This window comes from Streptosporangium saharense, from assembly GCF_014203715.1.
Classification (GTDB): domain Bacteria; phylum Actinomycetota; class Actinomycetes; order Streptosporangiales; family Streptosporangiaceae; genus Streptosporangium; species Streptosporangium saharense.
Window position 1 is genome coordinate 594,325 of the sequence record NZ_JACHJP010000001.1, and the last position, 24,436, is coordinate 618,760.

Genomic DNA, 24,436 nt, shown 5'->3' on the forward strand with positions numbered 1-24,436 from the left:
CGGGACGTGCTGCCGCTCGCTGGATGGGCCGGGGTCGTTCCGGCGGGATGGGAGACGGGCTTGAGGGCTTTGCGGGACGTGCTGTCGCTCACTTCGCTCCAGGGGGCATCCTCTTCCCTCTCGACGGTCTTGACCGGGACGAGCCGGAGTCGTTCCGGCGGGATGAGCGCGTTAATCCTCCCCGCCCGGCCGGGGTCGTTTCAGTGGGACTGGAGGCGGGCGTGAGCGCTCTCCGGAAGGGGCTCTTCTCTCATGCCCGGTTGGGCTTCCTCGACGACCTTGACCAGCGGGAATGGAGGCGGGCGTGAGCGCTCTGCGGGATGTGTTGCCGCTCACTCCTCTTCAGGAGGGGATTCTCTTCCACGCCCAGTCGGGTCATGATCCCTACCTCGTGCAGGTCACGCTCGATCTTGAGGGGGCGCTCGACGTGGCCAGGTTGTGTGCGGCGGGTGACGCCCTGCTGGCCCGTCACCCCAACCTGCGCGCGGCCTTCCTGACCCGTGCCTCCGGTCAGGCGGTCCAGGTCGTGCCCGATGCCGTACGGCTGCCGCTGCGCGTCCACGACCTGACCGGTGGGGACAGGGCGGCGTTCGAACGGATCGCCGCGGCCGACCTGGCCGAGCCGTTCGACCTGACCGCCGCGCCCGCGATGCGCCTGACGCTGCTGACGACGGGCCACGCGCGGCACCGGCTGCTGCTCACCTACCACCACGTCCTACTGGACGGCTGGTCGAACTCGCTGCTCGTCGGCGACCTGCTGCGGCTCTACGCCGCCGAGGGGGACGCGTCCGCGCTGCCGGGGGCGCCGCCGTACCGGAACTTCCTGGCCTGGCTGCGTGAGCGGGAGCGCGACGGGCGGACGCTCGACGTCTGGCGGCGCAGGCTCGCCGGGCTGGACGAGCCGACGCTCGTGGCCACCCACGCGGATTCGCAGGTGGGAAGGCCCGTGCGGGCCGTCGCGGAGCTTCCCGCAGGGACGAGTGCCGCGCTGGCCGCGCTGTGCAGGAAGACGGGCGTCACGCTGAGCACGGTGCTCCAGGCCGCCTGGGCGCTGCTGCTGCGCGGGCTGACCGACAGGCACGACGTCACCTTCGGGCTGACGGTCTCCGGCAGGGACGCCGACGTGCCCGGCATCGAGTCGATGGTCGGGCTGTTCGTCAACACGGTGCCCGCCCGGGTGACACTCGACCCCGCCGAAGCCCTGCCCGAGCTGCTGCGCCGGATCCGCGACGCCCACGCCGAGACGCTCGGCGCGCAGCACGTGGGGCTGGCCGCCGTACAGCGTGCCGTCGGGACGCGTGAGCTGTTCGACACGCTCGTGGTCGTCGAGAGCCATCCCGTCGATCCCGGCCTGCTCGGCGGCGACTTCGGCGGGCTGCGGCTGCGCGCGGTCCGGGGGAGCGACGCCACCGGCTACCCGCTCGCGCTGGTCGCCGTGCCCGGCAGGAGACTGAAGCTCAACGTGGACCACCAGCCCGGCCTGGTCGCCCCCGAGGTGGCCGGGCGGCTGCACCTGCGGCTGGCCGGGCTGCTCGCCATGATGGCGGGCAACCCCGGCGTCAGGACCGCAGACCTGCCCGTCACCCTGCCCGGCGAGCAGGAGCCCGGGTGGAACGCGACCGCCACACCGGTGCCCGGCCTCGACGTCGTCGAGATGTTCCGGGAGCAGGTCAGCAGACACCCCGGCAGGGTCGCCGTCTCCGACGAGGGGGAGTCGCTCACCTACGCCGAACTCGACCGCTGGGCCGACCACCTGGCGGGGGAGCTGTCGCGGTACGGCGCGGCCCCCGAGCGGCTGGTGGGCGTCGCCTGCGAACGCTCGACCGGACTGGTCGCGGCGCTGCTGGCCGTACTGAAGACCGGGGCCGCCTACGTGCCGCTCGACACCGACCATCCGCGGGACCGGCTGCGCGCGGTGCTCGACGACACCGACCCGGTGTGCGTCCTGGCCGACGCCACCTGGACCCACGACACCGGCCGCCCGGTGCTGCGGATCGACCGTCCCGAGGAGGGGGAGACGCCTCGGCGGCACGGGGGCGGCCACCACCGGGACCGGACGGCCTACGTGCTGCACACCTCGGGCTCGACCGGACGGCCCAAGGGCGTGGCGGTCACCCACCGGGCGCTGGCCAACCGGCTGCGCTGGACGCAGCACCGGTACCCGCTGACCGAGGACGACCGGGTGCTGCAGAAGACTCCGGTCAGCTTCGACGTCTCCGGCTGGGAGTTCTTCTGGCCGCTGACGCGGGGCGCCGAACTGGTCATGGCCCGTCCCGGCGGCCACCGCGACCCCGCCTACCTGGCCTCCGTCATCGCCGGACGCCGTGTCACGGTCGCCCACTTCGTGCCCGCCATGCTGCGGGAGTTCGTCGAGGACCCCGCGGTGCCCGCCGTACACCACCTGCGCAGGATCATCTGCAGCGGCGAGGCGCTGCCCTCCGCGCTGGTCGCCCTGACGCAGGCCAGGCTCGGGGCGGTCGCGGTCGAGAACCTGTACGGCCCGACGGAGGCGGCCATCGACGTCACCTCCATGCCGTGCGATCCCGCTGTTCTCGCGGAGGCGGCCGTTGTGCCGATCGGCCGTCCGGTGTGGAACACCGTGGCGTACGTCCTCGACTCCTGGCTGCGGCTCGCGCCGGTCGGCGTCGCCGGGGAGCTGTACGTGGGCGGGGTGCAGCTCGCCCGTGGCTACCACGGACGCCCCGGCCTGACCGCCGAGCGCTTCGTCGCCAGCCCCTTCGCCCCCGGGGAACGGCTCTACCGCACCGGCGACCTGGTCCGCAGGCGTGCCGACGGCGTGCTGGAGTTCCTCGGCAGGACCGACCAGCAGGTCAAGATCCGTGGGGTACGCGTCGAACCGGGCGAGATCGAGGCCGCGCTGCTGACGCATCCGGGGGTGCGCGGGTGCGCGGTACGGACCCTGCTCCACCCGGGCGGGGGCGCTTACTTGGCGGCCTATGTCGTGGGCGGGACCTCCGTGGGCGGCGTCTCTGAGGCCGGGGCCTTTGGGGATGGGGATTCTGAGAATGGGGCCTCGGGAAGCGGGGCTTTTGGGGACGGTGTTTTCGGGGGCAGGGTCTCCGTGGGTGAGGCTTTCGAGGGCGGTGCCCCTGGGGGCGGGGCCTCGGCAGGCTGGGTCTCCGGGAGTGGTGCCTTCGGAGGCGGGGCTTCCGGGGGTGAGATCGATGTCGCTGAGCTGCGTGAATACCTCGCCCGGCTGCTGCCCCCGGCCATGGTGCCCTCGGCGTACGTGCCGCTCGACGCGCTGCCGCTCACGGCGAGCGGCAAGGTGGATCTCGGGGCGCTGCCCGTCCCGGACACCACTTCGACGCGGGTACGGCGTGAGCCGTCCGGGCGGGGTGAGGAACGGCTGTGCGCGCTGTTCGGGGAGGTCCTCGGGCTGTCCGGCGAGGCGGGGGCCGACGACGACTTCTTCGAACTGGGCGGGGACAGCATCCTGGCGATGCGCCTGGCGGGCCGGGGCCGCAGGGAGGGCCTGGACCTCACGGTCGTCGACGTCTTCGAACACCGGACTCCCGCCGCCCTGGCGGCTGCCGTACCCGAAATCGATTCCGGGACTGTTTCCGAGGGCGCGGTCATGAGCGGGGCGGGAGCTCTCTCCGGGGAACCGGCCGCGTCTGCCGGAGGGCGGGAGACGGCGTCCGCGCAGGTGTTCCCGCTGGCTTCTCCGCAGGGTTCTTCACCGGCTCTTCCGCAGGCGCCTTCAGGGACATCCTTTTCCGGGGTGCCTGCTTCGGGAGCGCTCGTTTCAGGAGAGCCCGTTCCGGGGGCGCTCGCTTCGGAAGCGCCTGTTTTGGGAGCGTCTTCCCCAGGAGCACCCGTTTCAGGAGCGCCCACTTCGGGAGTGTTCCCTCCAGGAACGCTCGTTTCAGGAACATCCGCTTCGGGAGTACCTACCGCAGAAGCCTCTGTTTCGGAGGCACCTGCTTCAGGGGCGCCTACTTCAGCGGTGTCTTCTCTGGGAGCACCTACCGCAGAAGCGTCTGTTTCTGAGGCATACGTTCCGGGAGTGCCTTCCCCAGGAGTGCCCGCTTCAGGGGCTCCGGCGCAGGTGCGGGCGGTGGCGTTGCCGTTGGCGGCGCATCGGCTGCGGCGTTCCGGGCTGCCCCCCGCCACCTACCTGTTCACTGCCGTCCACACCCTGGGGACGAGGTTCGAGCCCGGGGCACTGAGCGAGGCGGTCGAGGCCGTGGCCCGTCGGCACGACGCCCTGCGGCTGAGGGTCACCACCCCGGTCCGCAGGCCGTGGAAGGCCGGGATCACCGCGCCGGGCCAGGCCACGATCCCGCTCACCCACGGGAACCCCGCCGACGACCTGTCCGGCCACCTGCGCCGGGCCAGGGCGGAGGTGGACCTGGAGGCGGGCCGTCCCTTCCACGTTGTGGCCGTAACCGACGAAGAGGGGACCCGGCTGGTGGCCGCCGCGCACGGCGCCGCCCTCGACGACCACTCCCTGCACCGGGTACTCGCCGAACTTGCCGGAACCGTACAGAACGGCACGGTGGAACACCCACCGGAGGCGGGTGAGGACGCGCTCGGGCGCTGGCTCGACCTGCTCGCCGGGGGAACCGCCAAGGTGTTCGGTCCCTGGAAACCCGGCCCCGGCGACCGGCTCAGGCTGAGCCTGCCCGTCGCGGGTCCGCCGTCGTGGCCGTCACTGCTGGCGGCCGTGGCACATGTACCCGGTTCCCCGCCGCCGCTCGCCGACCTGGAGATCCCCTCGCTCGCCGGGGTCGGCGCGCTCACCAGGACCTTCCCGATCCGCGCCGACGGCGCCTCCCACGGCGGCGACCCGTCGTCGTACGAGGCGCTGAGCCTGCTCGACCCCCGGGGCGCCGCCGCGCTGCGCGCCCACCCCTCCCGGCAGATCCTCCTGCGCCACCGCCCCGGCGACCCCGCCGAGGAGTACGGCCCCGCCGATCCGACCGAGCAGCACCACCCCCTGGTCATCTCGTACGCGGAGAACACCGGCCGACTCTGGCTGGCCTGCGACGACGCCGTCCTGAACCGTGACGGCGCGGCCGAGCTACTGGCCCGCCTGGGGGACCACACGCACGCCTGAGCGTGCTCCGAACCGACGCATGGAGACACGAACGGTGACGATCACGGACACCAGCCGTATGCCCCTGTCCGGTGGACAGAACGGCCTCTGGTTCGCCCAACGCCTCGACCCGGGCAACTCCATCTTCAACACCGCCGAGTACGTGGAGATCACCGGGAGACTCGACCCCGGTCGTCTGGCGGAGGCGATCGAAAGGACGATGAACGAGACCGACGTCCTGCGGGTGCGGTTCGAGACCGAGGGCGAACTGGTCCACCAACGCGTCCTGGACGCCACGCCGTACCGGGTGAGGGTGGTGGACCTGCGCGGCCGGGACGATCCGCGCGGCGCGGCACTGGAGTGGATGCGCGGTGACCTGGCAGAACCGGTCGATCTCACGGGCGGGAACCTGGTCGCGCAGGTGATCTTCAAGGTGGGGGAGGAGACGCACTACTGGTACCAGCGGGCGCACCACATCCTGCTCGACGGGTACGGCTACGCGCTGGTGCAGAACCGGACGGCCGACCTCTACGCCGCGCTGGTCGAGGGGCGCGAGCCCACGCCGTCGCCGTTCAGGCCGTTGCGCGACGCCCTCGATGAGGAGGCCGCCTACCGGTCCTCGGAACGCTACGACGCCGACCGGCGCTACTGGCTCGGGCGGTACGGCTCCATGCCCGCCCCGGCGGGTCTGGCCAGGAGGAACGGCGGTCCCGCACGGACCTTCCTCCGCGAACTGGGCACACTGGACGGTGCCCGTACGGCCCGGCTGACCGAGGTCGCGACGGCGCACCGGGCGAGCTGGGTCGAGGTCGTGATGGCCGCCCTGGCCGCCTATCTGCACCGGGTGACGGGCGAGGGGACGGTCGTGCTCGGCGTGCCCCTGATGGGCAAACCGGGCTCGGTGTTCTCGCGCGTCCCCGGCACCTGGGTGAACGTCGTGCCGATCGACGTCGAGGCAGGACCGGGGACGAACCGCCAGGAACTGCTGCGCCGGATCAGGGCACGGCTCGACGAGGTGCGCGGGCACCGTGACTACCGCTTCGAGGACATGCGCAGGGACCTGCGCGGGACGGGTGAGGACCGGCCGCCCTCCCGCGTCTGGGTGAACGTCAAGCCGTTCGACATCCCGCTGCGCTTCGGCGAGGCCCAGGGGAGTTCGCGCTATCTCGCGGCCGGTCCGGTCGAGGAACTGACCGTCTCGGTCTATCCCCGGCACGGCAGCGACGAGCTGTACTTCGAGTTCGACGGCAACCCGACCATGTACTCCCGTGCGGAGCTGGCCGCGCACCGGGAACGCTTCCTCGACTTCCTCGACCGGTTCGCCGCCGCGCCCCCGGAGCAGCCCGTCGGCCGCCTCGACACGGTGACCGCCGCGCAGCGGGACACGGTGCTGCGCGAGTGGGGTGGCCACGCCGTACCCGCCGCTGACCTCTCCGCGGCTCTTTCTGTGGCTGAGGCCTTCTCCGTGGCCGTACGGCGCGACCCGGGGGCGGTCGCGGTGCGGCACGAGGGGAACGCGCTGACCTACGACGAGCTGGACCGCCGCTCCGACGCGCTCGCGGCGCTGCTGCGCAAGCGGGGAGTGCGGGCCGAGACGCTGGTCGCGGTCTCCCTTCCCCGTACGGTGGAGCTGGTGGTCGCGATCCTCGCGGTGCTGAAGGCCGGGGCCGCGTACCTGCCGCTCGACGTGCGCTATCCCCCGGAGCGTGCGGCCTTCGTGATCCGCGACGCCACCCCGGTCCTCCTGCTACGCGGCCCCGGCCCAGGCCCCCGAGGCCGAGACCTGGCCCTCCCGGAACTCGTCCTGGACGCCGAAACGCTGTCCACCACGAGATCTGGGCCGGATCCGAAGGGGCCGGAGGCGGAGCGGGGACCAGCCTTGAACCCCGGAACCCTGTCCACCGCGAGTCCGGAGCCGGGGCCGGGGTCTGTCTCGGACTCCAAGTTGCTGGAAGCAGGACAGGCTTCGGGCACGGAGCCGGGATCCGTCTTGGCCGCCGGAACGCTGTCCACCGTGAGATCTGGGCCGGATCCGAAGGGGCCGGAGGCGGAGCGGGGACCAGCCCTGAGCTCCACGAATCCAGGACCCGTCCTGGACCCCGGAACCCTGTCCACCGCGAGTTCGGAGCCGGGGCCGGGGCCGGGGTCCGTCTCGGACTCCGAGATGCCGGAAGCAGGACAGGAGCCGGGACCCGTCTTGGCCGCCGGAACGCCGTCCACCGCGAGATCCGAGCTGGATGCGAAGGGGCCGGAGGCGGAGAGAAAGCGGGGACCAGCCCTTTCAGGACCCGCCCTGGACCCCGAAACGCCGCCCGTCACGGAGGTGGGGCCGGACTCCAAGGAGCCGGGTGCCGGGACACCGTCCTTCGCGAGGCCGGGGCCGGGGGCTGTCCCGGCTCCCAGGACGTCGCCTTCCGTGAGGCCGGGTGCCGTTCCGGCCCCCAGGAGGCCGACCTCCGCGAGGCCCGGGCCGGGGAACGCGGCCTATGTGATCTACACCTCCGGGTCCACCGGAACCCCCAAGGGCGTCGTGGTGACGCAGGGGGCGGTGGTCGGGCTGGCGGCGTGGGCGCGTGAGATCCTCGGCGAGGACCACCTGCGGCACGTGCTGGCGACCACCTCGCTCAGCTTCGACGTCTCGGTGCTCGAACTGTTCGCGCCGCTGCTCAACGGCGGCTGCGTCGAGATCCTCGACGACGCGCTCGCCCTGACAGGCGCCGGGCCCGAGGGAACCCTGGTCAGTGGGGTGCCCTCGGTGCTGGCCACCGTACTGGCCGATCCCGCCTTCCGGGTGCGGGCCGACTGCCTGATCGCGGCGGGGGAGGCGCTGCCCGCCGACCTGGTGGCGACGGCCGCCGAGCGGATGCCCGGCTGCACGGTCTTCAACATGTACGGCCCGACAGAGACCACGGTGATCGCCACCGCGGGCACCGCCGTACCAGGAGAGGGAAAGCCCAGCATTGGGCGGCCGGTTCCCGGCGCCCGCGCCTACGCCCTGGACGGCGCGCTGCGGCCCGCACCGCCCGGTGAGACGGCCGAGCTGTACATCGGCGGCGGTGTCCCGGCGCGCGGTTACCTCAACCGGCCCGGCCTGACCGCCGAGCGCTTCGTCGCCGACCCCAACGGGGAGCCGGGCAGCCGCATGTACCGCACCGGCGACCTGGTCAGTTGGCGCGACGACGGGCGGCTCGACTATCTGGGACGGGCCGACACGCAGGTCAAGGTGCGTGGCTTCCGTATCGAGCTGGGCGAGGTCGAGCACGCCCTGCGTGCCGTGCCGGGGGTGGCGCGGGCCGCCGCCGACGTGCGTGGTCCGTCCCGGCGCCTGGTGGCCTACGCCGTACCGGAGAAGGGGACGGAGCGGGACGGCGACGCGGTGCTCGCCGCGCTGCGGCGGACGCTGCCCGGATACATGGTGCCCAGCCAGGTGGTGTGGCTGCCCGACCTGCCGCTGAACGCCAACGGCAAGCTCGACAGGGCCGCCCTGCCCGATCCCGGCGTCCCCGTCTCCGCTCCGGGGAGCGGCGGCCCGGCGACCGCCGAGCAGGAGGCGCTTCGCAAGATTTTCGCCGAGGTGCTCGGCCTGTCGTCGGTCGGCCTCGACGACGACTTCTTCCGCCTCGGGGGTGACTCGCTGAGCGCGGCCCGGGTGACGGGACGGGTGCGCGCCGAGCTGTCGTCCGGAATCACCATGCGCGCGGTGTTCGACCACCCCACGGTCGCGGCCCTGGCCGCCCACCTGGAGACGGCCGAGGCCGGGCGCGCGCCGCTGCGCCGCCAGGCCCGCCCGGCCAGGATCCCGCTGTCACCGGCGCAGCGGCGGCTGTGGGTGCTCTACCGGACCGACGGCCCCAGGCCCACCTACAACATTCCGCTGGCCACCGAGATCGACGGGCCGGTGGACGTCGCGGCGCTGCGGGCGGCGCTCGCCGACCTGGCCGGGCGGCACGAGAGCCTGCGCACGGTCTTCCCCGAGGAGAACGGCCTGCCCTGGCAGCGCGTCCTCACCGGCCCGGAGGCCCACCCGCCGCTTGAGGTGGTGGACGTGACGGAGGACGGCCTCGACGCCGCGCTCGCCGCAGCCGCCCGCCACCCCTTCGACCTGGCGACCGAGCCGCCGCTGCGGGCCAGGCTGTGCGTGCTCGGCCCTGACAGACACGTGCTCCTGCTGGTGGCGCACCACATCGCGGCCGACGAGTGGTCAACCGTCGTGCTGCTCGACGACCTGTCCAGCGCCTACGCGGCCAGGCTCGCGGGAGGCGCCCCCGGCTGGTCGCCGCTGCCGGTGCAGTACGCCGACCACGCCCTGTGGCAGCACGCCCCCGACGGCCCCGCGGGGCCGGGCGCGAGTGCGCTGGCCGAGACGGAGCACTGGGTCAACCGCCTGACCGGGGTACCCGCCGAACTCGACCTCCCCGCCGACCGGCCACGACCCGTCCGCGCGGGGTACGGCGGTGCCGTACACGGCTTCGACCTGCCGACGGCACTGCGCGAGCGGATGGAACGGCTGGCGGCCGGGAGTTCGACGACGCCGTTCATGGTGGTGCACGCCGCCGTGGTCGCGCTGCTGCACAGGATGGGCGCCGGGGAGGACGTCTGCGTCGGCACCCCGGTCGCCGGTCGGGGAGACCCGGCGCTGGACGGGCTCGCCGGGTTCTTCGTCAACCTGCTGGCGCTGCGGGTGGACGTGTCCGGTGGACCGACCTTCGCCGAGCTGCTCGACCGGGCGCGGGCGGTCGACCTGGACGCCTACGCCCACCAGGACGTGCCGTTCGAACGGGTCGTCGAGGCCCTCAACCCGGCCCGTTCCCTGTCCAGGCACCCGGTCTTCCAGGTCCTGGTCAGCTACCACGTGCTGCCGGACCACACCGGGGACGGGGCGCTGCGCGTCACCGGGACCCGGCTGATCGACACCGGAACCGCCAAGTTCGACCTGACCTTCCGGATCAGCGAACGCGGCCCCGGCACCCCGCTGCGCGGAGAGATCGAATACGCCACCGCCCTGTTCGACCGGGAAACCGCCGAAGGCCTGGCAACGCGACTGCTAACCCTCCTGGAGACCGTCACCCGCGACCCGCACACCCCGCTCGCTGATGTGGACCTGGTAACCGACCAGGAACGGGAACTCCTCCACAGAACCTGGCAGGGACCACCTTCCACCGTGGAGAGGGCCGTGAGGCCGGGTTCGACGCGGGCCGTGGAACCGGTCTTGGAACCGGGCTCGGATCAAGCCTTGGAGCCGGTCGCCGTCGATGGGCTGGTGCGTCGGCGTGCCCTTGAGGATCCCGGGGCGGTCGCCGTCGAGTGTGAGGGGGAGCGTCTCACCTACGGCGAGCTGGAGAGCCGGGTCGAGGCGCTCGCGGGTGCGTTGCGGGCCGAACTTCACGGCCCTGAACCCGTGGTCGCGGTCGCGCTGCCCAGGACCGCGAACCTCGTGGTGGCGCTGCTGGCCGTGTGGCGGGCCGGGGCCGCCTACCTGCCGCTTGACCTGGACTATCCGGCGGAACGGCTGGCGTACATGCTGCGTGACACGGCGCCCGCGCTCGTGCTCACCGACGCACGGGTGAGCGCCCGCCTCCCCGGCCGCTCCTCCAACGGCTCCACCGGCCGCTCCTCCAACGGCCTCTCCGGTCGCCTCTCCGAAGGCGCGGACGTGCCCCGCCTGGACATCGCGGACATCCAGGCCGCCCAGTCCGTACGGCCCGCACCCGCGGCGCCGTACCTGCCGGGAAGGGCCGCCTACGTCATCTACACCTCGGGCTCGACGGGACGGCCGAAGGGCGTGGTCGTACCGATGGGGGCCGTGGTCAACTTCCTGCGGGCGATGACCGGCGAACGGGGCATCGGCCGTGACGACACGCTGCTCGCCCTCACCACCGTGGGGTTCGACATCTCGGTGCTCGAACTGTTCGCGCCGCTGATCGCGGGCGGGCGGGTCGTCGTCGCCGGGGACGGTCAGGTCCGCGACCCCTCGGGACTGCTGGCCGTGCTGCGCCGTACCGGCGCCAACGTCGTGCAGGCCACCCCCACCCTGTGGCGGCTGCTCGCGGACGCCGACCACGACGGCGCGCTGGGCGGGGTGCGGGCGCTGACGGGCGGCGAACGGCTGGAACGGGCGCTGGCCGGAGCACTGCGGGCCAAGGGGGCCGAGGTCGTCAACCTGTACGGCCCGACCGAGACCACGGTCTGGTCCACCCGCGCGGACCTGCCGCCCACCGACCTGCCCGGTGACCCGCCCATCGGCACGCCGATCGCCGGGACCGTCGCCCGCGTCCTGGACGAACGGCTGCGCGTCGTCCCACCCGGCGTTCCCGGGGACCTCTACCTCGGCGGAGCGGGCCTGGCCAGGGGATACCGGGGGATGCCCGCGCTGACCGCGACCCGTTTCGTCGCCGACCCGTACGGCTCCGCCGCCGTGCTCTACCGCACCGGCGACCGTGCCCGCTGGCGGCACACCGGCGACCTGGAGTTCCTCGGCCGCCAGGACGAACAGGTCAAACTACGCGGCTTCCGCATCGAACTCGGCGAGATCGCCGCCGCCCTGACCGACCACCCCGGCATCAGCCAGGCCGTGGTCACCGTCCACGAAGACGAAACAGGCCACCGAACCCTGACCGGCTACTACGTCCCCACCGCAGCACTCCCCCCGGAACCCGCACCGGGACCTTCAACGGAGGCCGAGGCCGGGCTCACCCCAGAGCCCAGGCCGAGGGCAGCCTCGGAACCTACCTCGGCGCCCACGCCGGGAATCGCGGCAGAGCTTGAGCAGAGGGACGAACCGGGATTCGCTCCAAAGCCCGTGCCAGAACTCGGGCAGGGAGCCGCACCAACGTCTTCACAGGGACTCGTCCCAGAGACCGAGGCCGGGATCGCATCGGAAACCGCGTCAGAGTTCACGCCAGAGCCCAAGCCGGAGCCAGCTTCGGGCCCTGCCTCGGCCCCAACACAGGGACTCGCATCAGGAGCCGTGTCAGAGGGCGCCTCGGAGCCCACGCCGGGAGATGCATCGGCGTTCAAGCAGGGACCCGTTTCAAAGCCCGAGGTAGGGCTTGGGCAGGGGGTCGAGCCTGTCTCAGAACCCGCGTTGGGAACCGCGTCAGGACTCGGCTCGGAGTCCGTGCCAGAGCTCAGGTCGGGAGCCACGTCAGCGTCCACACCGGGATCCACAGAAGAGCCTGCACAGGGGGACGAGCCGGAACCCGCCCCAGAGCCCGTGTCGGAGCTCGGACCGGAAGCCGCGTCAGAACTCACAGCAGAGCCGACGCAGGGGGACAAGCCGAGACCTGCATTGGGGCTCGCTTCGGGACTCGGGTCGGGAACTGCATCGACGTCTTCACAGGGACTCGCGTCCGAAGCCACGCCGGGAACCGCCCCAGAGGCCGAGGCCAGGCGCGCACCAGTACCCGCACAGAAGCTCGCGTCCGAAGCCGCGCCGGGAGTCGCTTCAAGATTCGCGCAGGGAGGTGAACCGGGACCCACCTCAGAGCCTGTGCCGGAGGTCGCTGAGCTGCGGGTTTATCTAGCCGCTCGGTTGCCCGGACATATGGTGCCCGCCCATCTCATCGCCCTGCGGACGCTGCCTACCACCCCCAACGGCAAGGTGGACAAGGCCGCATTGCCCTCCCCGGGCCAGGCCAGGGGAGCAGGCCGTCCGCCCGTGACCCCCATGGAGGAACGGCTCTGCGCGCTCTACTCCGAGGTGCTTGGCCGTACCGGAACAGGGGTTGACGAGGGGTTCTTCGAGCTGGGTGGGGACAGTGTGCTCGCGGTCCGGCTCGCGGGGCTGGCCAGGGGCAAGGGCGTGGTGATCGCTCCCGCCGACGTGTTCGCCCAGCCGACCGTCGCCGGGCTGGCCACCCTGGCCCGGCCGATCACGGGGACCGACACCGGCCCCACGGACTGGACGCCGCCCGCCCTCGACCCCGCCGACCTGGCGGCGCTGCGGGAACGGTACGGCGCGTTCGAGCAGGTCTGGCCGCTGACCGCCGCGCAGGAGGGCGTCCTGTTCCGGCAGGAGACCTCCGCCGAGCAGGACCCCTACGTCATCCGCTGGACACTCGACCTGGCCGGGCCGCTGTCGCCGGAGCGGATGCGCGACGCCGCAGCCGTGCTCCTGCGCCGCCACCCCAGCCTGCGCAGTTCCATCACCCGCACCCCGTCCGGCCTGGCCGTACAGGTCGTCCATCCCGAGGCGGAACCGTGCTGGGGCGCGGGACCGATCGACCTGGGCGCGCCCTCGCTCGTCCGCTTCGAACTGCTGGGCACCGGCCTGGACCGGTGGCGGCTCTCCCTGGTCACCCATCATGTCGTTCTGGACGGCTGGTCGCTGTCGGTGCTGGTCGAGGAGCTTCTCACCCTGTACGGCTCGGCGGGCGACGACGGTTCCCTGCCCCCGCCCGCCGACCCGCGTGACCACCTGGCGTGGCTGTCCCGGCAGGACCGGGCGGCGGCGGAGGAGGCGTGGCGTGGGCACTTCGACGGCTCCCCGGGGCCGACCGTGCTGGTACCCGCCCAGGACCGTGAGAGCGCCCCGCTGCCGGAACGGCTCGACATCGACCTGCCGCCCGGCCTGACCGCCGACCTGACCCGGATGGCCAGGCGCAACGGCCTGACGCTCAACACCGTCGTGCAGTGGGCGTGGGGAATGCTGCTGGCGCACTGGACTGGCCGTGACGACGTGGCCTTCCTCGGGATGTCCTCCGGCCGTTCCCCCGAGGTGCCGGGCTCCGAGCGGATGGTCGGCATGCTGGTCGACACCGTGCCCGCCCGGCTGACGCTGCGCCCCGCCGAGACCGCACTGCGCAGCATGCGGCGCCTGCAGGGGGAACAGGCCGCGCTCACCGCCCACCACCACCTCGGGCTGGCGGGCATCCAACGGATCGCCGGGTACGGCGAGCTGTGCGACACCTTCGCCGTCTTCGACAACTTCCCGTTCGACCAGGGCCGTCTCGACGCCCTGGCCGCCGTTTCGGGGCTGACGGTCGAGGCGGTCGACGGCTTCGACGCCACCCACTACTCGATCGGCGTCACCGCCCTGCCCGGCAGCGACCTGCGCCTGGTGCTACGGCACCGGCCCGGACTGCTGCCCGGGGAGCGGGTCGGGTCCGTGGCGCCGACGCTGGTCCGGCTGCTCACCGACCTGGCCGCCGACCCGGAGCGGCGGGTCGGCCGCTTCGACCTTCTTGGTACGGCGGGCCGCGAACGAGCACTGCGTCTTTCCAGCGCACCCGACACCGGGATCGCGCCCGCGACCTGGGCGGAGCTGTTCGCCGGACAGGTCGCCCGCGACCCCGGCGCCGTCGCCGTCGAGGACGGCGACGTCCGGATGACCTACGCCGACCTCGACCGGGCCTCCGACGCCGTGGCGGGCGCGCTCGCCGCGAGGGGAGTCGGCCGGGGAGACAGGGTCGCCCTGCTGCTGCCCAGGTCGGCGGACGCACTGGTCGCGATGCTGGCCGTACAGAAGGTGGGCGCCGCACACCTACCGGTCGATCCCGCCTACCCCCGCGACCGCATCGCCCTGATGCTCCACGACGCCGCCCCCGCCGTACTGATCACCACCAGGGATCTTGCACCCGGCGTCACCACGCGGAACGCGTCCGACGGCGGTAGCCGGGAGTTGGCACCGGACGCACCCATCGGCACCACGTGGAAGGCCGTTCAGAACGCGTCCGACGGCACCACGTGGAAGCCGGTGCCGGACACGTCAGGTGATGCCGCAAGGGAGCCTGGGCCGGATGCGCCCGGAGGTATCACGCGGGAGCCCATGCGGAACGTGTCCGACGGCGCTGTTCGGGAGCCGGTGCCGGACGCGCCTCGGGACATCACGCGGGAGTCGGCGTCGGGTATGCCGGGTGATGCCGTGCGGGAGCCGATATCGGACGCGCCCGATGGCATCGTGCGGGAGCCCACGCGGAACGCGTCGGATGACGCCGTTCGGGAGTCGGCGCCGGACGCGCTTGGCGGCGTCACGGGGGAGTCGGCATCGAACACGTCGGGTGATGCCGCGAGCGAGTCGGCGCCGGATGCGTCAAGCGGTACCACGTGGAAGCCGGTGCCAGGCGTGACCACGCGGGACAGCGTGTCGGGCCTGTCCGGGGACATCACGCGGGGGACGGCGCCGGGCGCGTTCGGGCCCGGGGTGTTGTTGATCGACGAGGTTCCTCGGGATGGCACCGCCCCGCCTGACCCCGGGACCCGGGTGGACGAGGCCGCGTACATGATCTTCACCTCCGGGTCGACTGGGAGGCCGAAGGGGGTCGTGGTCACCCACGCGGGGCTGGCGGATCTGGTGGAGACCATGACCGGGCAGCTCGGCGTGGGGCCGGGGAGCCGGGTGTTGCAGTTCGCCACGCTGAGCTTCGACACCTCGGTCTGGGAGGTCGCCATGGCGCTCCTGACCGGGGCGACGCTGGTGTTCGTACCGCAGGAACGGCGGCTCGGTGCCCCCCTCGGGGACTTCCTCGTCGAGAAGGGCGTCACGCACTGCACGCTGCCGCCCTCCGCGCTGGCCGAGATCGACGAGGCCGCGGTGCCGGAGGGACGGGTCGTGGTGGTCGCGGGGGAGGCGTGCCCGGCCTCGCTGGCGGCGCGCTGGGCCGTACGGCATCGCGTGTTCAACTCCTACGGCCCAACCGAGACCACCGTGGACGCCACCCTGTGGCGCTGCCGCCCGGTGGACGGGACGGGGCCGCTGCCGATCGGGGCGCCCGTCGTCAACACCGAGGTCCTGGTGCTGGACGAGGCGCTGCGACCGGTGCCCGACGACGTGCCCGGCGAGCTGTACGTGGCGGGCCGGGGCCTGGCGCGCGGCTACCACGGCCGTCCCGGGCTGAGCGCGAGCCGGTTCGTGGCCCACCCCTTCGCCGAGGGTCGGCGCCTCTACCGCACCGGTGACCTGGTGCGCAGGCGCGCGGACGGGGTGCTGGTCTACCTGGGACGCACCGACGACCAGGTGAAGATCCGGGGGTTCCGGATCGAGCCGGGGGAGGTCGAGGCGCTGCTCGCGGGCCACCCCGCCGTCACCCAGGCCGCCGTCATGGTGCGGGACGACCGGCTGGTGGCCTATCTCGTCGCCGGGGCCGACGCGCTCGAACCGGTGCGCGACCTGGTGGCCAGGAGCCTGCCGGACTATCTGCGGCCCTCGGCCTACGTGCTGCTCGACCGGCTGCCGCGCACCCCGCACGGCAAACTCGACCGGGCCGCGCTGCCCGCCCCTGAGCGTACGGCGCCGCCACCTTCGGCCGGGGAGATGGACGAACGGCAGCGGCTGGTCGCCGAGGCCTTCGCCGACGTGCTGGGCGCGGACGCGGTGGGGCCCGAGGACGACTTCTTCGAGCTCGGCGGCCACTCACTGCTGGCGATGCGGCTGGTCACGAGGTTGTCGGCACTGTTCGGCGTCACGCTTGAGGTACGTCACGTCTTCGACGGCCCCACGGTCGCCGAACTTGCCGACTCGGTGAACGACGCCCTACGTGACACCGTGAACGGCACGGCAAACCCCACCGGAACCGACACAGCGCCTCCCATGGGGACCGGCACAGGAACCGGCCCGGGAACCCCCGCGCCGACTCCCACAACGACTTCCGCAGCCCCTCCCACGGGGACCGGCACAGCGCCCTCCCCGGAGAACAGCACGGCGACCGGCCCGGGGACCAGCACGACGTCCTCCGTGGGAACCGGCCCGGGGACTCCCGCGACGACTTCCGCAGCACCTTCCATGGCGACCGGCCAGGGAACTCCTGCGACGATTCCCACAACGACCTCTACGGGAACCGGCACGGCGACCGGCCCGGAAACCCTCGCGACGACCTCCACAGCGCCTCCCGCAGGAACCGGCACGGCGACCACCCCGGGAACCCCCACAACCACCGGCGCGCCGTACGACCCCCAGACACAGAACGACGCCCCCCTCTCCCCCGCGCAGCGCAGGTTGTGGTTCCTCGACCGGCTCGAAGGGCCGTCGAGCACCTACAACACCGGGGTCATGATCGCGCTGACCGGGGGGACTGTCGATCCCGGCGTCTTCCGGCTCGCCCTGCTCGACGTGGCCGCCCGGCACGAGGTGCTGCGGACCGTCTACCCGCTGCGCGGGGACGAGCCCGTGCAGCGCGTCCTTCCGGTGACCGCACTGGCCGGGCACCTGCGCGCCGACCTCGTGGACCTGCGCCACCTCGGCGACGAGGACCGGGAGGAGGCCTTCCGTACCGCCCTGACCAGGCCCTTCGACCTGGAGACCGAACCGCCGCTGCGGCTGACCTTCTTCAGGACCGCCGACGGCGAGCATCTCATGCACATCGGCACCCACCACATCGCCTTCGACGGCACCTCCGCCCAGATCGTGCTGCGCGACCTGGGAGCCGCCTACGCCGCCAGGACCAGGGGCCTGGACCCTGCGCTGCCCCCGGTCGAGGTCAGCTACGCCGACTACGCGCGCGGGCGGAGCGACGCGCGGACCGCCGCCGACCTCGCCTTCTGGCGGGAGCGACTTGCCGACGCGCCGCGCCGCCTCGCCCTGCCCCTCGACCGTCCCCGTACGGCCGAAGGCACGGGGGAGGGACACGTCCTGAGCCACACCCTGGGCACGGACCTGTCCCAAAAGCTGCGCGAGCTGGCCCGCTCACGCCGTACCAGCGTGCTCACCACCGTCCAGGCCGCTGTCGCCGCGCAGCTCGCCAGGGCGGGAGCCGGGGAGCTGATCCCGCTCGGCTCGCCCGTCGACGGCCGCATCGAGGAGCGGCTTGCCGAGATCGTCGGCTTCTTCGTCAACACGCTCGTCTTCACCGTGGACCTGTCCGGCGACCCGCGCCTCGGCGATCTCATCGACCGGCTGCGCGCCGACAACCTGACCGCCATGGAACACGCCCAGGTGCCGTTCGAGCAGGTCGTCGAGCATCTCAACCCGCCGCGCGAGAGCGGCCTCAACCCGCTCTTCCAGGTCCTCGTCTCGTACGGCACCGCCCCCGACATCGCCCTCGCCTTCGAGGGGCTGCGGGCCGAGCCCCGGTTCGTGGACACCCGCACCACCAAGTTCGACCTCGTCTTCCACGCCTTCGACGCCGGAGGGCAGGCGCCGCTGGACCTGTCGCTGGCCTACGCGACCGCCCTGTTCGACGAGGACACCGCCCGTGACCTGCTGAACGGCGTGGCGGCCGTACTCGCCCAGACCGTCTCGCACCCCGAGACCCGCCTGTCCCGCCTGGCCGTACCGGACGGACCGGACCAGCCGGAGATCCTGCTCACCCCCGCGCAGCGCTGGTGGCTCGACGGGCACCGGGACGGGACGCCGCTCACCATGAGGAACCTGCCGCTGGCCCCCGGCACCGACGACTCCGACCTCGTCGCCGCGCTGCGCGGGTGCGTGCTGCGGCACGACGCGCTGCGCACCCGCCTGTGGCGGGACGCGACGGGCCTGTGGCGTACGGCGGTGCTGGACGGACAGCGGGCGATGGAACTGCGCCTGCTCGGCCACGCCGAACCCGGGGACGCGCGCCGTACCTTGGCGGAAACGCTCGACGCGGCCTCGGGCCGGGTGTTCGCCGCGGTGCGCGTCGGCGACGAACTGGTCGTCGGGGCGCACCCCGCGCTGGTAGACGAGCATTCCTGGGACCGCCTGCTCGCCGAACTGTCCGGGGAGCCGCCCGCCGGGGGCTCGTCCTTCGCCGCCTACACCACGGCGCTGGCCACCCTGACCTCCACTGCGGCGATCGAGGACGAGGAAGAACCCTGGCTCGACCTGGCCGACAGAATCACCGAAACAACCCCCTTCTGGCCGTACGGCCCGGCGCCCACGGACACCGATGGCCGGGAGACACGGCAGGGCCGCCCGCTTCCCCGGGGAACGAAGGGCCGGAACCTGGCCCTGGCCGCACTGGCCGCCGCATTGGCAGGGAGGGCCACCGGCCCGGTACTGCTCGACGTGTGCGAACCGGACAGGGAAGACAACCCCGACACCGTAGGCAACCTGACCAGGATCTTCCCCTACCTGCTGACCCAGGAGGCCATGGCCGATGGTCCTGATCGGGAGGCCGTGGGCGACGATGCTGACAGTTCGCCCGAGCAGGAAGTCTCGGCTGGTGACCCCGCCACTCTGTCTGACCAGGGAATCCCGACCGGGAACCTCAGTAGTCCACGCGACCGGGGAACCTTGGACGATGGCTCCGATCGTCCGCACAACCAGGAAGTCCAGGCTGATGGCCCCAACCATCGGCCTGACCGGGGAACCCTGACCGGGAGGCTCGACAATCTGTATGGCCGGGGAACGCCGAACGATGGTTCCGGTCGGCTGCGTAACCAGAGGGGCTTGGCCGGTAACCCCAACGCCCTGCCCGGCCAGGAAACCCTGACCGATGGTCCCTTCCGGTTGGAGGCCCTGGCCGATGGTCTCGCGCGGTTGGCTGGGCTGTTGCCCGGCGACCGTCGTACCGCTGTGGGCTACGGCGCCGCCCGCTACGACAGGCCCGAGACCGCCGAGGTGCTCGATGAGACGCCTCAGGCGACGGTTCTGCTCACCCTTGGAGGGGCCGCGCAGGACGGGCCGCCGCCCGACGGCTACGTGTTGGCGTTCGCCGTACGGGAAAGTGGTGATCTTGAGGTCGCCTGGACCCGGGAGGCCGACGCGGAGACGGCCCGCGCGCTGCTGCGGGGGTGGGCCGAGCGGCTGGAGGCGTGGGCGCCGGAGAGTCCCGCGCCTGTCTCCACGGCGCCGGTCAGGGAGCCGATGGTCGTGCTCCCGCCGTTCCAGCGGCGTCGGCTTGAGGACAGGACGGGGCCGCTGCGTGACGTGCTGCCGCTGTCGCCGCTGCAGGAGGGCCTGCTGTTCCACCTCATGCTGGCCGAGAGCACCGGCGAGGTGTATCTCACCGAGAACACCCTCCTGCTGCGCGGCTCTCTCGACGGGAGGAGGCTGAGGGAGGCGGCCGGGGCGGCGCTGGAGAAGTTCCCCAACCTGCGGGCTGGCTTCTTCACCCTGGGCGAGCGCACCGTGCAGGCCGTACCCGCAGAAGTGCCCCTCGACTGGGTGAGCGCCGACCTGCGCGGTGCGCAGGACCCGGGGGAGGCGTTCGAGCGGTTCCGCGAGCGTGAGGCGGCCAGGCCGTTCGACACGGGGAAGCCGCCGCTCATCAGGTTCGGCCTGGCACGTCTGGGCGAGGACGAGCACCGGTTCGTGGTGTGGGCGCAGCACATCCTGATGGACGGCTGGTCGATCTCGCTGCTGCTGCTCTCCGTGCTGGCCGCCTACACCGACCCCGAGGAGGAGGCGCGGCGGCCGGTCTGCGACTTCCGCACCTACCTGGAGTGGCTGGCCGCCCAGGACATGAGCGCCGCCGAGGACGCCTGGCGGGAGTTCCTGTACGGCGTCGGCACCTCCGGCCTCATCGCCCCGAACGCCCTGGAAACCGGCGTTGACGCCCGTTCCATGGACGAGCTGGAACGCGAGCTGCCCGCCGACCTCACCGCGAGGCTCACCCGGGTGAGCCGCGAACTCGGCCTGACCGCGAGCGCGCTGTTCGAGATCGCCTGGGCCGTCCTGCTCCACCAGCGCACCGGCGCCGACGAGGCCGTCTTCGGGCTGCTCACCTACGGCAGGCCACCGGAGATCCCGGACATCGAGACCACCGTCGGCCTGCTGTTCAACACGGTTCCCATGCGGGTGCGTACGAGGCCCGGCGACAGTCTGCGCGCCATCGCCGAACGGGTCAGGGCCGACCGGATGACGATCGTGCGCCACCCCTACGTCGGCCTGGCCCGCATTCAGGAACTGGCTGGACGGCGCAACCTGTTCGACACCCTCTTCGTCTTCCAGAACCAGCCCAGGGTCACCCCCGAGCAGCGCTGGGGGCCGGACGGTGACCTGCGGGTCGAGCGCAGGGACCTGCGTGACGCCACCCACTACCCGCTGACCATGGTCGTCAGCCCACCGGACGGTACGGCCAGGCTGCGCATGCTGTTCCGCACCGACGTGTTCACGGACGAGGACGCGACCGAGATCCTGGAGCGCTACGTCGCGGTCCTGACCGCCTTCGCCGACGACCCGGGGCGGCCGTTGGGCCGGGTTGAGGCGGTGTCGGACCGGGAGCGGGAGACCCTGCTGACCGGCCTGAACCCCGCGCCGCGCGCCGTACCCGAGAAGTCGATCGCCGACCTGCTGCACGAGCGGGCGGTGCTCGCCCCCGACGACAGGGCACTGGTCGCCGGGGACACCACCCTGACCTTCGCCCAGCTCGAAGCCGCCTCGGCCAGGCTGGCACGGCTGCTGGTCGCCAGGGGGGTGGGCGCGGAGAGCGCCGTCGCCCTGGTGCTGCCCAGGTCGGAACTGATGGTCGTGGCCCTGTTCGCGGTCTTCGCCGCAGGCGCGGCCTACGTCCCGATCGACCCCGACTACCCACCCGAGCGCATCGCCTACATGCTCGGGGAAAGCACCCCGGTGGTCGTCCTGACCATCGAGTCCCTGCGCCACCTGGTCGACGCGGGTGCGGTGGGGCATGTCGTGCTGTCGGACGGTACGGCCATGGGCCCGGCGGATGTGTCTGCGGGTGAGCAGGTCGTGTGGCCGGACGGTACGGCCCCGGCGGGAGACGTGCCGGTCACGGAGGTGGCGGGGCAGACCGTGCTGTCGGATGGCGCGGGTACGGCCAGCCGGGTCGTGTCGCTGGAGGGTACGGGCGCGGCGGACGTGTCGGCGGCTGGGCACGTCGTGTCGCCGGACGGTACGGTCCCAGCCGGACAGGACATGTCGGCGGGTGGCCACGTCGTGTCGGCCACGGGAGTCGTGTCGTCGGACGGTACGGCTCCGGCCCTGGACCCGGCGCCGGGCGTGGATGCGGCCGCGGGTACGTCCTTGACCACGGCCTCGGTCTCGCCTCCGACCACGGGCACGGCCTCGGCCACGAGTACGCCTCCGACCCCGGTCTCAGGCGTGGATACGGCCATGAGCACGCCTCAGACCACAGCCTGGTACGTCGTGTCCCTGGACGCGCCCGAGACCCTCGCCGAGTTGGCGGTCACCTCGCCCGAGCCTATCCCCGCGCACGAGCGGCATGCCCCCGCCGGGCTCGACCACCCCGCCTACATGATCTTCACCTCGGGGTCGACCGGCAGGCCGAAGGCGGTCGTGGTGCCCTATCGGGGGCTGACCACCATGTACTTCAACCATCTGGAGAACATCTTCGAGCGGGTCACCGTACGGCAGGGCGGGCGCGGGCTGAGGATCGCGCACACCACGTCCTTCTCCTTCGACGCCTCGTGGGAGCAGCTTTTCTGGCTGCTGGCCGGGCACGAGGTGCACGTCGTCGACGAGGAGACGCGCCGTGACCCGGCGCTGCTGCTCGGCTATCTCGACAGGGAGCGGATCGACGGCTTCGACGTCACCCCCTCCTACGGCACCTTCCTGGTCGAGGCGGGGCTGCTCGACCGGCCCCGGTGCCTGGGCGGGACAGATCAGGACGAACCCGGCCTCGTCTTCGTCTCCCTCGGGGGCGAGGCCGTACCCGCCGGGCTGTGGAACAGGCTGCGCGAAGCGCCGGGGGTGCAGGGGTACAACCTCTACGGCCCCACCGAGTACACGATCAACGCCCTCGGCGCGGACCTGGCCGAGAGCGCGACCTCGACCGTCGGCAGACCCATCATGAACACCCGCGCGTACATCCTCGGTCCCGGGCTGCGGCCGGTGCCCAGGGGCGTCGTCGGTGAGCTGTACCTCGCCGGGGACGGCCTCGCCAGGGGTTATCACCGCAGACCCGGCCTGACCGCGGAGCGCTTCCTCGCCGACCCCTTCGGACCGCCCGGAGGGCGCATGTACCGCACCGGCGACCTGGCCCGGTGGCGCCCCGACGGGCTGGTCGACTTCCTCGGCCGCTCGGACGGGCAGGTGAAGATCAGGGGATACCGGATCGAACCCGGAGAGGTCGAGGACGTGCTCACCGGGATCGACGGCGTCGGCCAGGCCGCCGTCGTGGCCAGGGACGACGCCGGGGGAGCCGCCCAGCTCGTCGCCTACCTCGTGCCCGAAGGTCTCGACATCGAAAGGATCAGGGCGGAGGCGGCGGCCGTACTGCCCGGACACATGGTTCCCGCCGCGTTCGTCACCCTGGACCGGCTCCCGCTGACCGTGAACGGCAAGCTGGACCAGCGGGCGCTGCCGGACCCCGTCGTCACCCCCCAGAACACGGGCGAGCCGCCCAGGGGACCGGTCGAGACGGCGGTCGCCGAGGCCTTCCGCGACGTGCTCAGGCTCGACGAGGTGGGCAGGGACGCCGACTTCTTCGCGCTCGGCGGACACTCGCTGCTGGTCGTACGGCTGGTCGGCCGTCTCAGGCAGGCCCTCGGTGAGGTGTCCGTCCGCGACGTCTACGACGCGCCGACCCCGGCCGGGCTGGCTGCCAGGTCGGGCGGACGCCGTGGCGACGGCGGGCTCAGGCCGCTGCTGGAGATCCGCGCCTCCGGCCAGGCCGCCCCGGTCTTCTGCTTCCACCCCGCGGGCGGGCTCGGCTGGTCCTACACCGGCCTGCTGCCCCACCTGCCGTCCGACCACCCGCTCCACGCCCTTCAGGAACCCCTGCTGTCGGACCCGGATGCCCCGCACCTGACCTTCGACCAGGCCGTCGCGGCCTATCTGGCCCGTATCGGGGAGGTGAGCCCGTACGGCCCCTGCCACCTGGTCGGCTGGTCCTACGGCGGTCTGATCGCCCACCGCGTCGCCACCACCCTGCGGCGCCAGGGGCGGGAGGTGGCCTCGCTGACCGTCCTTGACGCCTACATCACCGAGACCGGTGGCGGGGCGTCCGGCGGCGGTGACCTGCGGGCGGAGGCGATGGCCTACGTCGCGGCCTCGGCCGGGCTCGACCCCGCCGCTCTCGACCTCACCGACCGGCGTGCCCTCTACGCCCGGGTACGGCGGAGCGAGAGCGTGCTGTCGTCCTTCGACGAGGCCGTCCTCGACCGGATCGTGGAGTCCTACCTGCGGCACGGCGACCAGATGGGCAACGCCTCGTTCGAGGTGTTCGACGGCGACATGCTGTTCGTCGGCGCCTCGGTGGGCACCCGCCCCGGAGAGGCCGAGGCCAACCGGGAAACCTGGCGCCACCACGTCGCGGGCACCCTCCTCGACCACACCGTGGACCTCGACCACCACTCCCTCGGCAGAGCGGCGGGCTGGTCCGTAACAGGCCCCCTCGTCGCCACCCACATCACCGACGCCGAAGGGAAACAGCGATGAGCGGCGCCGTGGACTCCCCGCGTCGTCACGGAGTTCCCGGGGCCGTGCCGTACGACGCCTGTGAGGGCCGTTCTGGACCCCATCTGTGCCACAGGGAGAAGGGTTCCCCCGGCCCTACGGCGTCCGTGGCAGGAAGAGACGCCAGGTCTTCCGCCTGT

Annotated in this window: 2 protein-coding genes; both read left to right on the forward strand. The window is 72.6% G+C overall.

Annotation, left to right across the window (positions count from 1 at the left end):
* The first annotated feature begins 304 nt into the window (after window positions 1-304).
* Complete coding sequence (locus FHS44_RS02995; RefSeq protein WP_184712303.1) at window positions 305-5,083, forward strand: non-ribosomal peptide synthetase; 4,779 nt, start codon at window positions 305-307, stop codon at window positions 5,081-5,083.
* Between the two features lie 34 nt (window positions 5,084-5,117).
* Window positions 5,118-24,278: a non-ribosomal peptide synthetase gene (locus tag FHS44_RS03000; RefSeq protein ID WP_184712304.1), complete on the forward strand. Its 19,161-nt coding sequence runs from the start codon at window positions 5,118-5,120 to the stop codon at window positions 24,276-24,278.
* Window positions 24,279-24,436 lie beyond the last annotated feature (158 nt).